Here is a 14,700-nt window from a genome sequence, read left to right on the forward strand (position 1 = left end):
ACGGTAAGTACCTTGCGCTTCCTTAGTGGTTGGTCGATGTGTACCCCCACAGTGGACTTTCACCACCTAGATAGTTGTCATGCCTGGCACACTAAAAAAAGGGAGGATCAACGTTGACCTCCCTCTCTTTATAATAGATCGTTTTCGAATTGATTGTTGTTTTCTGTATTAAGAAATGAACATGCGCACCCACTAACGTTTGTAGTATCTTTTAAAATGAAAGAGCGCATATAATCTCATTAAACTGTTCTAATTAAATATAAGTTTACGAAAAACTGTTTGCATAATAATTGTTACTTTTCGTATTAAAAAATAAATGCTTATAAACTATAAAAAAGTCAATTGCTTAAATTTATTTGTTCCTGTCCTAATTTAGTTTCAATGGCTACAAAGTTTACGAAAAAAGCATTTCGAAAAGCCCCTTATACTAATACATGATAAATCCCATTGCTTTACGAACTTCAGCAATAACCAATTCAGCCGATTTTTCTGCCTTCTTTTGCCCCATTTTTAAAATATCAATTACATCAACATCTGAGTATTGTACTTTTTGTTCTTGAATGGGAGCTAAAATATTAATAATAGATTGAGAGAGCATGTTCTTACACTCCATACAACCGATTTCAGCATTTTTACACTGTTGTTGAATGTCCTCTACAATTTGTTTTTCTGTAAAATATGAATGTAAATGAAATACATTACACCCATCCTTAGTTGGATTACCCGGATCTGAACGGTATATTCTATTAGGATCTGTGTATGCTCTCTTGACCTTGCTTTGAATGATTTGTGGATGATCTGTCATACTAATATATGAATCATCTGAATCAGATTTACTCATCTTTCCTTTCCCAGATAAGGATGGAATTCTTACAGCATTGTCAATAATAGACTGTGGCTCAACAAAAACCTCACCATATAAATGATTGAACTTGCGGACGATCGTTCTAGCAATTTCTAAATGGACAAGCTGATCTTCTCCAACTGGCACTACCTCACCTTTATGAATCATTATATCTGCTGTCATGAGCACTGGATAACCAACTAAACCATAATTAACATTACTTGGATGCCGTTTTGCTTTTTCTTTAAATGTGGGGCAACGCATTAATTCTCCCATTGGCATAACCATGCTAAAGTATGTGTGCAATTCACATATATGTTTAGCAATTGAAGACTGTGCATACAACGTACACTTTGTTGGATCAAGTCCAGCCGATAAGTAATCGCGAGCAGCATTTATGACATTCTCTCTTAATCTTTCACCTTGACGATGAGTTGTTAATGAGTGAAGATCAGCTATAAAATAATGTGCATCATACTTATTTTGCAGTTCGATTAACCCTTTCATTGCACCATAATAATTCCCTACATGTATATTTCCCGTTGGTCGTATTCCCGACACTAATTTAGTCATGAAAATCCCTCCATTAATTAATATGAATGTTGTTATATGCCATTACATTTAACCAACACCACCAACCATCTTCCATAAAAAATCACTCCTTTCAGTGATGAATTTAATTAAGCTAATTGCTTTAGTTTACTGTCCTTTGGGCGGCTTTCTGTCCAAAAGTGGGCGTTTACTGTCCAATTTGGGTGGCTTACTATCCAAATACGGGCGCTTACTATCCAAATACAGATGTTTACTGTCCAAACACGGACACTTTCTACCCAAATACGTGCGCTTACTATCCAAATACAGATGTTTACTATCCAGACTTGGACGTTTACTATCCAAACACGAGCGTTTTCTATCCAAATACGGACACTTTCTATCCAAATACCACCGCTTTCTATCCAAATACGGGCATTTACTATCCAAATACCGCTACTTACTATCCAAACACGGGTGCTTACTATCCAAATACCGCTACTTACTATCCAAATACGGGCGCTTTCTATCCAAACACGGATACTTACTATCCAAACACGGGCATTTACTATCCAAATACCGCCCCTTACTATCCAAATACGGGCGCTTTCTATCCAAACACGGATACTTACTATCCAAACACGGGCATTTACTATCCAAATACCGCCCCTTACTATCCAAATACGGGCGCTTTCTATCCAAACACGGATACTTACTATCCAAACACGGGCATTTACTATCCAAATACCGCCCCTTACTATCCAAATACGGGCGCTTTCTGTCCTAACGCAGCCGCTCTCCGCCCAACTTGGGCACATTACTGTCCAAACTGGGTGCTTTCTGTCCAAATTGGACACCTTACTATCCAAAAGCTGGTGCCTTCTGTCCAAATACCTTATTCTCAATTGTTTCGAGAAGATACTCCCCTCTTGTAAACTAAAAAACCGCGGGCCTCTGTCCTATAAAAGGACGAGAAACCCGCGGTACCACCTTCATTAGCTTTTCATACATACGAAAAAGCTCACTTCACAAACATATCGGTACAACGTATTGTACGAATATGCGCCTCTTTAACGCAGAGGCATGGTCGCCAAAGCCTACTTGAACAAATCTTTCGGTTTGGAGCTCAGGAGCCCATTCAGTACAACTTCCGCTACTGACTTGCACCTGCCGTCAGCTCTCTAAAACTTCCGTCATACTTACTCTTCTTCTTCATTGCTTCTTCGAGAATTCATAATTCTGAATTCTTCTTTTGTTGTTAAAAAATATTACCATATGCCATGGAAAAAAACAACAGAAGGTGGCTCAAAAAATGCTGATCGCAGCTCTACAGTTTGATTTTAAAACCCCACAGTTAGAACCCCAGATTCAGATTTTGAGTCACCTTCGTATACGATCATATAAAATGTTTATCAGAAAAAATTATAGCGTTTCTGACGTTGTTTTTGCTTGCATGTGAAGTAGTAAGTAATCAGGTCCGCCTGCTTTTGAGTCTGTACCTGACATATTAAATCCACCAAATGGCTGATAACCAACGATTGCACCTGTGCAACCACGATTAAAATATAGGTTACCTACATGGAAATCTTCACGTGCTTGCTCAATATGGTCTCGGTTATTAGAAATAACTGCACCAGTTAAACCATAATCTGTATTATTAGCAATATCCATCGCATGATCGAAATCTTTTGCCTTACAGAATGCAACGACTGGTCCAAAGATTTCTTCCTTCATAAGACGAGCATCTTCTGCAACATCTGCTACTACAGTAGGTTTAATAAACCAGCCAGTTGAGTCATCACCTTCACCACCAGCAACGATCTTACCTTCTGATTTAGCAATTTCAACATAGCTCATCACTTTGTCAAAAGCAGCTTGGTCATTTACAGGACCCATAAACATACCATATTCAGCTGGATTCCCAACTGATAATTCTTTCGTAAGCTCTACAACTCTATCTAATACTTGGTCATATGCTTCTTCAAGAATAACAGCACGAGAGCAAGCTGAACATTTTTGACCTGAGAAGCCAAATGCTGAAGCAACAATTGATTGTGCTGCTAATTCTAGGTCAGCTTCTTTATCTACTACTATCGTATCTTTTCCACCCATTTCAGCAATAACACGCTTTAACCAAAGTTGTCCATCGTGAACTTTTGCTGCGCGCTCATTAATACGTACACCTACATCACGAGAACCCGTGAAACTAATGAAACGTGTACGAGGGTGATCCACCAAGTAGTCACCAACTTCTGCACCACTACCTGGAATGTAGTTTACAACGCCTGCTGGAAGCCCTGCTTCTTCTAGTACTTCCATGAACTTCGCTGCAACAACTGGTGTTGTGCTAGCTGGTTTTAATAAAACGGTATTTCCAGATACAAGTGCAGCTGTTGTCATACCAGCCATAATTGCAAACGGGAAATTCCACGGTGATATGATGACACCTACTCCAAGAGGTATGTAGTTGTATCGATTATATTCAATTTTGCGACTTTCAATTGGAACGCCGTCTTTTAACGATAGCATTTGACGTCCATAATATTCCAAGAAATCAATAGCCTCAGCAGTGTCAGCATCTGCCTCTCTCCAAGGTTTACCTGCTTCTTTAACAAGTAATGCTGAAAACTCATGCTTACGACGACGAATGATTGCCGCAGCACGGAATAAAATGTCCGCTCGCATTTCTGGCTTTGATTTACGCCATGTTTTAAATGTTTCGTCAGCAACTTGCATTGCTTTTTCAGCAAGTTCTTGATTAGCTTTTGATACAGTACCAATTAGTACATCTTTTTGTGCAGGATTTACTGAAGTGATTTTATCCTCAGTTGTAATTCGTTCCCCACCAATGATTAATGGATAATCTTTACCTAAATAAGATTCAACAGTTGCAAGCCCTGCTTCAAATGCTTGTTTGTTTTCCTCTACAGTAAAGTCAACAAATGGTTCATGCTTGTATGGTAATACCATTTTTCGTTCCTCCCCACTGTTTTAAGCGTTTACACACATTACATTTACCATTCTAACTGATAAAATCAGTTACATCAAACATCGTGAAAATAGTCGGAATTTTAAAAAGAATAGTACACTTTGACTATGCTCTTTTTAATAAGGTTATAATCAAATTACACGTAAAATAAGAGAGCTTGTAACATCATCGTTCTGTTTAGACGGTAGCTGTCCATGTAACCGTTTTTTAGAAGATAAGATGTTACGAAACTCTCATTGTATTTTCGTGTTTGTTTCTGAGAAGTGATAACAGGCTTATTATTGAAATATATGAACGAAAGGTTCTTCTTCACCAGCTTCACGAATAACAATACTCTCTTGACCTCTAACTGATGATATATACATCTGAAAGGATATATAGTTAGGGAATATTTCCAATGCCTCATTTGTAACGTATTGCGTAAAGCCAATGACTTCTGACTTACCGTAAAATTGCATCGGTATTTCTACCGTCATTTGTTGAAGGGTATCGTCTTTGTAAAACCCTTTGCCAATAATGCCTGTGTAATTTGGAAAAAATTGAGCAATGCTATCTTTAAGCCTATTAAATGTAACGACATCCTCGCGATGTTCGTTTTCAGCTTCGTCGGAAGGAAATAAATAATATTGTTCATTAATATCGGACCATTTATCAATAGATGAACTATCTGCTTTAACATTTCCCTGCGTAAAGAAATTTCCGGGTACAATCGAAGATTTGCTTTGTTGTTCAAATAATGCGACAACAATTGGAATATTCCCGAGCCCGTCTATTAATTTCACTCGCCTTACAACTTCTTCAGCAATCTTCTTACCCTCTTTCTCAAGCACAGATCGGTCAATGCTAACTTCTCTATCATATCCTTGCTCTTGTTTGAAATAATGAACCGAATTTAATGCAAGACCTATGACAATCCCGCCTAATTCAACAGTTTGTTCATCTTTCTCTACTAAATAATTATGTTCCAATATGTGTGCAAGATAGATAGGGCTTTCTTGATTTAAATCTGTGAGAGTTGCATCAGCAGTCTTATCAATACTAGGGTTTAGCCCTAAATCTACAAAATTTTGATCCTCGTTAAGTTTTTCTTGAAGCTGTTCTGGTGTCAATTTTCGATTTAACCAACTTTGGACCGTCTGGCGATCTAAATATTGTCCTTCTTGGAAAAAATATTCATCTGGAGAAAAGGTATCTTGTGCAATGCGCATAAGTCCTCGTTCCACTTCATCTATGTCATATCGTGTATTCAGGCCTGAAACAACCAGCCCTCTTGATTCACTTGGTTTGATTTGATTATCCTCAGTTAAAACTGTTCGATAAAATTGATCAGAAATTTGATACTTAGGAATGATTGCTTGTTCAGTTGTATCTTCTGATTCATTAACAATTTCTTGTTGTTTCTCAAACTTCGGTGCACACGCAGAGAGTAGTAATAATGTTGATAAAGTTAAGGCAATAATTTTCCGCAATATCATACACCTCTTATTTTTCAAATTCCGTAATTAATCGTTGTTCGTCCCAAACTTCTATTGATAGCTGTTCAGCCTTTGTTAATTTAGAACCCGCTGCTTCACCTGCAATGACTAAATTGGTGCTTTTACTCACACTTCCCGTTACTTTTCCACCTAAAGCTTCAATCTTTTCTTTTGCATCGTTTCTAGTAAGCTGTTCAAGCTTCCCAGTTAATACAACTGTTTTTCCTGCAAAAAATGAATCACCGTTTTCTGGTGATAGGGCTTTTATCCCAGTAAAAGTTGTATTTACCCCTAAGTTGTTCAGTTCCTCAATCAATGCTTGAACCTCAGAGCTTGATAAATATGTAACAATCGATTCAGCCATTTTTTCTCCGATTTCATTTATACTAATTAACTGTTCGAATGTTGCTGCTTGAAGTTTTTCAATTGTCTCAAATTCCATAGCCAATGTTTTAGCAGCCTTTGCTCCAACATGGCGAATCCCTAGACCAAATAATAAACGTTCTAATGAGTTTTGCTTCGAATTATTTATGGCTTGAATGAGGTTTGAAGCCGATTTCTCACCCATGCGTTCTAGATTTAGTAGCTCTTCCTTAGTTAACTTATATAAATCAGCAACATCCACAATCAACTGATTCGCAAATAGTTGTGTGATGACTTTTTCACCTAGACCATCTATATTCATCGCATTTCGAGATACAAAGTGAATCAGCCCTTCACGAATTTGTGCAGGACATTTAGGATTAATACACCTTAAGGCAACTTCTTCCTCTAACCTAACAAGCTCACTATTACACTCTGGGCAATGTGTAGGCATATGAAAGCTTAACTCATCTCCAGAGCGTTTTTCAGCAATAACATTGACAACTTCTGGTATAATGTCTCCGGCTTTTTTAATCGTAACGTAATCGCCGATTTTAATGTCTTTTTCTCGAATCAAATCTTCATTGTGCAGTGATGCTCTTTGTACAGTTGTTCCGGCTACCTGCACTGGCTCTAAAATAGCTGTAGGTGTAATCACACCAGTGCGTCCAACACTAAGCTCAATTTCTAATAGCTTTGTAACAACTTCTTCAGCTGGGAATTTGTATGCAATTGCCCAACGTGGACTTTTAGCAGTAGCGCCTAACTGTTCTTGCTGTTCCAAAGAATCAACCTTAATAACTATGCCATCTATATCATAAGCAAGGTTAGGACGTTTTTCGTGCCAGCTTAAAACATATTCGATGACTTCCTCTATATCCCCACAAACTTTTTTCTCGTTACTCACTTTAAAACCTATATTCTCCAAATAAGCTAAGCCTTCACTATGTGACTGGATATTTGTAGCACTCATTTCCGCGATATTATATATAAATATAGACAAATTTCTAGAGGCTGCTATTTTTGTGTCAAGTTGTCTAAGCGACCCTGCTGCTGCATTTCGAGGATTTGCAAATGGTTCTTCTCCAAGCTGTATTCTGTCCTCATTTAATTTCTTAAATGAGGATTTTGGCATATAGGCTTCTCCACGAACTTCCAAACTAACTGGCTTATTTAACCGCAATGGAATTGATCGAATGGTCTTTAAATTAGCTGTGATCTCTTCTCCAACGGTACCGTCTCCTCTTGTCGCACCGCGAACAAATACACCGTCTTCGTATTTGAGTGATACAGCTAAACCATCTATTTTCAGTTCACAAACATACCTAATTTCGTCCCCTACTTCTTGACGTACACGTCGATCAAAATCAAATAAATCAACTTCATTAAATGCGTTTCCAAGACTAAGCATCGGCACATCATGTTCCACTTTTGAAAATGAATCTAATATTTCCCCTCCAACACGCTGTGAAGGAGAGTCAGGTGATTTAAGATCTGGAAATTGTTCTTCAATTGCAAGTAATTCTTGCATTAATTGATCATATTCGTAATCAGACACTGTCGGTTGGTCTAGTACATGATACTCATAGTTGTATTTAGTTATTAATGTACTCAATTCTTGTACACGTTTTACCGCTATTTGTCGATCCATCTGTTTACCCTCCTTCATAAATACACACTTTTAGAGTTGCTATATCATCGTTATTGGACAAAGAGATTTAAATAATTATTATGACATACTATTACACAAAGAAAATCTCTTTAGTTCATTCAATTGTAAAATCCTGCTTCCATACTTGACTTTTAAGATTTAGTAATAGGAGCAAATTTAGCTAACAAGCGCTTTATACCTGTTGGACTTGGAAAAGCTATATCCAGTTCTTTCCCTTCACCTTCTCCCTTTACACTTACTACTGTCCCGGTGCCCCACTTTTTATGTGAAGCTTTGTCACCTACTTGCCACTCAATCGTATCTCCACCTGTTGATTTTGCTACCGATTTGAAGCTAGTTTTTGACACGGAACTTCTAGATGTGAATGGGGTATTTTGCTTTTGATTATCTGCGATAACATCGAGTAATTCTTCGGGAATTTCTCCTATAAACCTCGATTCACTATTCATTGTCGTTCGTCCAAACAAGGTTCTCATTTCAGCATTGGACAAATGTAGTTCTTTTTCTGCACGTGTAATTCCAACATAAGCTAGTCGACGTTCTTCCTCCATTTCAGCCTCTTCATCAAGTGAGCGACTATGTGGAAAAACTCCTTCTTCCATGCCTAATAGAAATACAACAGGGAACTCAAGTCCTTTTGCTGAATGTAAAGTCATCAGAACAACAGCTTCCTTATCCTGCTCTTCCTCTTCATCTAAACGGTCTATATCTGCAACCAGAGCAAGATCAGTTAGGAATGCAACTAAACTTTTATCATCATTTTGCTTTTCAAAATTTGTTGTAACGGATAAAAATTCTTCTATATTTTCTAATCTGCTCTGTGATTCTAGCGTCTTTTCAATTTTTAACATTTCTCGATAGCCACTTTTTTCGAGGACTTCTTCAACTAACTCCGTTATAGATAAATACTCTTGCATGCTAGTCCAATGGCGAATCATATTACGAAAATCTGTTAGCGCATTTCTAACTCTCGTACTTACACCAATCATGTCTATTTCCTCAAGGGCCTGAAACAATGATAGTTCATTAGCAATCGCATAGTTCGCAATTTTATCTACAGAGGCAGCACCTACCCCACGTTTGGGTACATTAATAACCCTCGTTAGACTGATATCGTCATCGGGGTTAGCAATCACACGTAAATAAGCAAGAATATCTTTTATTTCCTTACGGTCATAGAACTTAATACCACCAACGATTGTATAGTTGATATTTGATTTTAATAATACTTCCTCTACAACCCTAGATTGTGCATTTGTTCTATATAAAATTGCAAAATCTGAAAGCTTCTTGTTTCCACTACCCACAAGCTCATTGATTTTTCCAGCTGCATACTGAGCTTCACTAAATTCATTATTTGCACGATAATATGAAATCTTATTACCTTCTGGATTATCTGTCCAAAGATTTTTAGGCTTTCTGTTCATATTTTGTTCAATCACCTTATTTGCTGCTTGCAAGATGCGCTTAGATGATCGATAATTTTGTTCTAATAAGATAACATTTGCATCTGGGTAGTCTTTTTCAAAGGATAGGATATTTGCAATGTCCGCTCCACGCCAACGATAAATAGACTGGTCGGAATCACCTACGACACATAAATTTTCTAGTCGTTCTGCTAACATCTTTACGAGCATATATTGCGCGCGGTTCGTATCTTGGTACTCATCAACATGAATATACTGAAACTTGCGCTGGTAATATTCAAGCACTTCTGGTACTCGCTTAAATAAGTGAATAGTAGACATGATAAGATCATCGAAGTCTAGCGCTTGATTCTTTCTAAGACGGCTTTCATATTCACTATATACATTACTTACTGTTTCTTCATAATAGCTACCCGTTTGCTTACTATATTCTTCAGCGTCAATCAATTCATTTTTGGCACTACTAATTGTTGATAAAATCGTTCGAGGGTCAAACTTTTTAGGGTCAATATTCTTTTCTTTAAGTATGTTTTTTATGACTGATTGCTGATCTGAAGAATCTAGAATTGAGAAATTTCTATTTATACCAATTCTGTCAATATCCTTGCGTAAAATACGTACACACATAGAATGAAACGTAGATATCCAAATTTCTTCAGCGGCTGGGCCTAGAAGTGATTGAATACGGTCCTTCATTTCTCTTGCTGCTTTGTTTGTAAAAGTAATCGCTAAAATATTCCACGGAGCAATTTCTTTTTCTGTCATCAAATATGCGATCCGATGCGTTAATACCCTAGTCTTACCGCTGCCTGCTCCTGCCATGATCAGAAGTGGCCCATCTGTTGCCTTTACTGCCTCTTGTTGCTGAGGATTTAATCCTGTTAACAATCTTTCACTAATATACTGCATGTCCTCACCGCCTATACAAACATACGTTCTATTTTATCGTATATATATCATTTTGACAAACTACTCTTTTACTACTTGAACAGTTTCAAGAGCAGCATCAATATCTGAATAAATAATATTACCAACTACAATCGTATCCGCATACTTAGCCATCTCCAAGGCATGTTCCTTTGATGAAATTCCGCCACCATAAAATAACTTCGTATGAGATAACTCGTCTTTGACATCTTTAACAATATTTACATCACCGTATATTCCGCTATATTCAAGATAAAAAATTGGCAGGTGATATAAATTTTCGGCAATCCTTGCATATGCAATGACATCTTCATTTGATATGGAAGTGTTAGCTTCTGTTAGTTGTGCTGCTTTACTGTCACCATTTAATATGCAGTAACCTTCAACTAAAATTTCTTCCCAATTCATGATATCTCCATACTCTTTAATAGCTTGATGGTGCATACCAATGGTCCATTGAATATTTTGGCTGTTTAATACAGTAGGAATAAAATAAAAATCAAACCCTGGGGTTACAGAAGCAATTGTAGAAATCTCAAGTACACAAGGAACTGTATAACGACGAATTCTTGACATTAAATGTAGTACATTTTCAAGTGTGACACCATCACTACCCCCGACAAGAACTGCATCGGTACCTGATTCACATATTCTTTCTAAATGCTCGTCTGAAATCTCTTTATTTGGGTCAAGCTTAAAAACATGACGCCATTCCCTATAATCATACATTACCTATGCTTCCTCCAATCAAATATCCATTAAACTATTATAACAGAAAAGTGCTCGCGCACAGGCTATTCCCGCCAAGCACAGAAACTCCTTTTTAAGGGCGATCTATACATTCCGATAAATGAGCTAAGTTACCTAGAATGTGCGGATAGGAAATCGCATGCGTACTGGATATGCATTTTTTCTTTTTGATGATTATTACTTAAATTAGATTCTCAACATCAAGCCTTAAAATTGCTACAAAAAAGCCGGAGCTAAGTGCAACGGCTTTTGTTCTTTATTTATCTTCGTCATTTACTCTATCTAATGCCATTATATATGCATCATTTCCATAGTTCAAGCAACGCTTCACACGTGAAATAGTAGCTGTACTCGCCCCTGTTTCTGTTTCTATTTTATGATAAGTAAAGCCATCCTGTAACATTCTAGCGACTTCTAATCGTTGGGCAAGCGATTGAATTTCATTGACTGTACATAAGTCATCAAAAAATTTATAGCACTCTTCTAGATCCCGTAGAGAGAGAACAGCTTTAAATAATTGATCTAGCTCCTTGCCACGTAATTTATCTATTTGCATGACAATCCCATCCTTCTTCTCTTGATTAATATAGTTTTTTGTACACAAAATATGAAATTTTTTTAGGTAAAATAATAACTTCCACCTGTTTTTAGATACTCAACATAATCTTATTTATCTATTCATTTCCGGTTGATACATCGCCAGCCAGTCCTGGTGATGTTGGAATAATATTAATCCATGTTTTCCCTGGTAGGAATTTTACATATTGTCCCTCTTTATATGGAAGGATTCTCCCATCTACGTTTTGCCAATCAATTTCTTGAAGTTTACCTTTTTGAAGTAGATAGCCTTTACCGCCAGATTGTAAATTTATATCCCGACGACCTACTTCATCAATGATTTGATGATCCATTTCAACAATCATAATATTATCTATTAAGACGGGTATATCAGATTCGAAATCCTTTGTTTGATCTTCACCAGTAAAGCGTGTATATTTTTCCTTCATTTGGTCGTATACATACTCGACAGTAGCATAGTAACTATTTGAGTACGTAATCATCACTGATTGAACGTCATCTCCACTTATCTCCTCGTCATCACTCATAAATGGTAGAGGTGGAATACCAGCTTCATTTGTAACTGAGTAGTTATAACGATCAGTAGCTACTCCATTTAAACCATCAAATAATAAAAAGGAATTATGAGGTGCTTTACGGTAGTTTGCACGTTCAAAAACAGTACCATCATTATCATGGTAACTTCCACTAATATTGTCGATAAGGCCGTTACGTAATTTTTGCTCTAGTATTGTGTAAGTACCATGGTAAACATACAATGCATCATATCCATCACTAAGTTCAATAAAATCATGCCTTGCACTTCTTACTGGACCTACCTTTGCTGGAATATCACTCTGGTAAAAAGCCAATAGTCTAGTAATATCTCCTTCAGTAAGCATTTCATACACTAAGTCTGCTTGATTTAATCCCGTTTGAGGACGAGCATTTGGGTGATTATTAACCATAACCGCAACAGCACGTTGATGAACCGATTCATCATTCGTACCGATCCCTGTTAAAGGATAATTGTATTCAAACTGTTCTTCTTCAACTACAGTTGTCGAAGTTTCATCGACTTCTTCTTCTACTTGCTCTGTAATTTCTTCTGCTTCTTTAACAACCTGTTCGTCTTCATTACTACATCCAGTAATAGCAATACCTAATAGAACAGCCATACCTAATTTCCCAACCCTCATTAAAACACAACCTTATCTATCAATGTTATCATAATATATCTATACTTTTATATTTTAACGTATTATTGTTGGAAAGAGTACAGTTTTATTCATCACATCGTAAATTCCTTGCTGTGTGATGCGAACATATGGTAAGTGTGTCGATTGTAAAAATAATAATGAGTATACAGGATCTTCATATTGATAGCCACGTTCACGTAACACTAATTTAAATTGCTGTTCTTGTGGAATGAGTTCGGTTATTGGCTGCGAAGACATGACTCCATTAAGCTTTAAAGGAATTTCAAAGATGATGGAATTGTTTTCAGCTATGACTATTCCACCACCTATTTCTTTCATCCGTGTGTAAGCAGTTAGCATGTCAGCTTTATTTTTACCAATTAAGATCAAATCCCCTGTATTTGAAAATGAACTTGCCATACCTAATAAATTTGAGGCAAACCCTTTTATAATTGTGTTAAGGCGCCACTTACCATTTCGGTCAACGAGCATTAAAAAGCTCTCATCATGGCTTGTTGATAATTCGTCCACAGAGACATCAATATTTACCGAATACGGCTTCATAATTACATCATTCTCCATCCTCAGCCCTAAAGGCATAGAGAACTGTAAGTCTTCAGATTTTAAATCCCATTTCATATTTAATTGAGGCCAATCTACCTCTTCCCAAGAAAAATGACCAAAGTTATTTGTATTACGACCATCTTTTTTTAACCACATTCCTTTTGCAAGGACTGATACAGGGGTCGCGTTGTCTTTCTCGGTTAAGAAATTGATATTCGCTACCCTTCCCGTTGCAATATTGCCATGTAAATACTCTAATTGATAGTATCTAGCAACATTGATTGTTGCCATATTGTATGCGTCAATGGGTGGAACACCCTTGTCTATTGCAATGTTAATCATGTTGTCAATAAAGCCTTGTTTATAAAATGATGGTGTAGACCCATCTGTTGTATAGAATAAATGATCATATTTGTTAATTCCAAGAGCATGTATTTCATCTATCAACATAGGTAAGTCTGGTCGAATAGATGAATACCTAAGTGAAGTCGTATAGCCTTGCATCAAACGAGAATAAACTTCGTCACCAGTCATTGCCTCATGGTCACTTGTCGCACCTAACAACATCATTTTTGCAAGTGTTTTTTCAGATGCCCCTGGAAAATGACCTTCAATTTGTTTGCGTAAGCGCTTTGCTTCTTGAATCCAAAGAAGCATCATATCATCACCAGCAAGAAGCTTCGGCCAGCCAGTAAGCTCACCACCTTGAAGAACCGCATCATGCTCAAGCCAGGACTTAACATTAGTATGAGAAAAAATTAATTCTTCATCTTGAATTTCTGTTTGCGGATCAAACCTACACCACCAGTATAAAGTTGATGGTATATGTTTCAATTTAGAAATAAAAGAAAACGCTTTCTCTGTTGACAATTGTAAAACCAAGCTCATATTATCGTTTATTAACGTTGTTGTGCCATATTGAGATGCATATTCAGCTAATGAATGGGGATTATATAACTGAAATGGGTGTGCATGAGGCTCTATGTATCCTGGTACTAAATAGTACCCATTACAATCAACGATTTCACATTTATCACTATGAGATGGTAGTTCTTTACCAACATAAATAATTCTCTCATAGTAAATCCAAATATTTGCTTTAACCCACTGATTTAACGCTTGATTTAAATATATTGCATTGGTTAAAACCAATGTTGGTGGTATGATTCCATCAATAACAGCTACATGTTCACGTAGGTGTTTATTCTTCCACCTATATCGTTGGTCAGGCATGGAATTCCTCCATTCAAACAGAATTATAAGAAGAGCTTTGCTCCGAAATGCTCTGGAGTAAATCAACTTGTTGAGATAAAAATCATACGTCTATGTATGCGTTTTCATCAACATATTGACCATCTTTATTTTATTTAGTTTTTGTCACAATTATTGTTATTTGTCCTT

The 14,700-nt window shown here is 36.9% G+C and carries 10 protein-coding genes and 1 other annotated feature; of the genes, 1 reads left to right on the plus strand and 9 read right to left on the minus strand.

Annotated features, from left to right (window positions below):
* Positions 1-427: 427 nt before the first annotated feature.
* Positions 428-1,417 carry a tryptophan--tRNA ligase gene (gene trpS / locus JM172_RS22365; RefSeq protein WP_250886844.1) on the minus strand — a complete coding sequence of 330 codons (990 nt, stop codon included), beginning with the start codon at positions 1,415-1,417 and terminating at the stop codon, positions 428-430.
* Positions 1,418-1,599: 182 nt separating this feature from the next.
* On the opposite strand from trpS, the gene JM172_RS22370 reads away from it, so the two are divergent.
* Complete coding sequence (locus JM172_RS22370; RefSeq protein WP_214484573.1) at positions 1,600-2,310, plus strand: hypothetical protein; 711 nt, start codon at positions 1,600-1,602, stop codon at positions 2,308-2,310.
* Between the two features lie 27 nt (positions 2,311-2,337).
* Positions 2,338-2,600, minus strand: a binding site (T-box leader).
* A 197-nt stretch (positions 2,601-2,797) separates the two neighbouring features.
* On the opposite strand, the gene pruA is transcribed toward JM172_RS22370, so the two are convergent.
* The 8 genes from pruA to JM172_RS22410 form a co-directional block, all read right to left on the minus strand.
* Complete coding sequence (gene pruA / locus JM172_RS22375; protein ID WP_214484574.1) at positions 2,798-4,345, minus strand: L-glutamate gamma-semialdehyde dehydrogenase; 1,548 nt, start codon at positions 4,343-4,345, stop codon at positions 2,798-2,800.
* Positions 4,346-4,642: 297 nt separating this feature from the next.
* Positions 4,643-5,833 (minus strand): CamS family sex pheromone protein, encoded by a 1,191-nt coding sequence (locus tag JM172_RS22380; RefSeq protein ID WP_214484575.1) that lies wholly within the window; start codon positions 5,831-5,833, stop codon positions 4,643-4,645.
* A 13-nt stretch (positions 5,834-5,846) separates the two neighbouring features.
* A complete protein-coding gene (gene ligA / locus JM172_RS22385; RefSeq protein ID WP_214484576.1) occupies positions 5,847-7,853 on the minus strand; it encodes an NAD-dependent DNA ligase LigA in 2,007 nt (668 codons plus the stop codon).
* A gap of 152 nt (positions 7,854-8,005) precedes the next feature.
* On the minus strand, positions 8,006-10,210 hold the full coding sequence (gene pcrA / locus JM172_RS22390) for a DNA helicase PcrA (protein ID WP_214484577.1): 2,205 nt from the start codon (positions 10,208-10,210) through the stop codon (positions 8,006-8,008).
* 60 nt (positions 10,211-10,270) lie between these two features.
* A complete protein-coding gene (gene pcrB / locus JM172_RS22395) occupies positions 10,271-10,957 on the minus strand; it encodes a heptaprenylglyceryl phosphate synthase (RefSeq protein ID WP_214484578.1) in 687 nt (228 codons plus the stop codon).
* A 277-nt stretch (positions 10,958-11,234) separates the two neighbouring features.
* Complete coding sequence (locus tag JM172_RS22400) at positions 11,235-11,534, minus strand: YerC/YecD family TrpR-related protein (RefSeq protein ID WP_214484579.1); 300 nt, start codon at positions 11,532-11,534, stop codon at positions 11,235-11,237.
* A gap of 118 nt (positions 11,535-11,652) precedes the next feature.
* Complete coding sequence (locus tag JM172_RS22405) at positions 11,653-12,735, minus strand: DUF3048 domain-containing protein (RefSeq protein WP_214484580.1); 1,083 nt, start codon at positions 12,733-12,735, stop codon at positions 11,653-11,655.
* A gap of 54 nt (positions 12,736-12,789) precedes the next feature.
* On the minus strand, positions 12,790-14,532 hold the full coding sequence (locus JM172_RS22410; RefSeq protein WP_214484581.1) for an adenine deaminase C-terminal domain-containing protein: 1,743 nt from the start codon (positions 14,530-14,532) through the stop codon (positions 12,790-12,792).
* Positions 14,533-14,700 lie beyond the last annotated feature (168 nt).

Source organism: Bacillus sp. SM2101, assembly GCF_018588585.1.
Classification (GTDB): domain Bacteria; phylum Bacillota; class Bacilli; order Bacillales; family SM2101; genus Nanhaiella; species Nanhaiella sioensis.

Coding starts and splice junctions, on each gene's coding strand:
- trpS (WP_250886844.1), bottom strand. CDS start 1,417: ATGACTAAATTAGTGTCGGGAATACGACCAACGGGAAATATACATGTA.
- pruA (WP_214484574.1), bottom strand. CDS start 4,345: ATGGTATTACCATACAAGCATGAACCATTTGTTGACTTTACTGTAGAG.
- ligA (WP_214484576.1), bottom strand. CDS start 7,853: ATGGATCGACAAATAGCGGTAAAACGTGTACAAGAATTGAGTACATTA.
- pcrA (WP_214484577.1), bottom strand. CDS start 10,210: ATGCAGTATATTAGTGAAAGATTGTTAACAGGATTAAATCCTCAGCAA.
- pcrB (WP_214484578.1), bottom strand. CDS start 10,957: ATGTATGATTATAGGGAATGGCGTCATGTTTTTAAGCTTGACCCAAAT.
- JM172_RS22400 (WP_214484579.1), bottom strand. CDS start 11,534: ATGCAAATAGATAAATTACGTGGCAAGGAGCTAGATCAATTATTTAAA.
- JM172_RS22405 (WP_214484580.1), bottom strand. CDS start 12,735: ATGAGGGTTGGGAAATTAGGTATGGCTGTTCTATTAGGTATTGCTATT.
- JM172_RS22410 (WP_214484581.1), bottom strand. CDS start 14,532: ATGCCTGACCAACGATATAGGTGGAAGAATAAACACCTACGTGAACAT.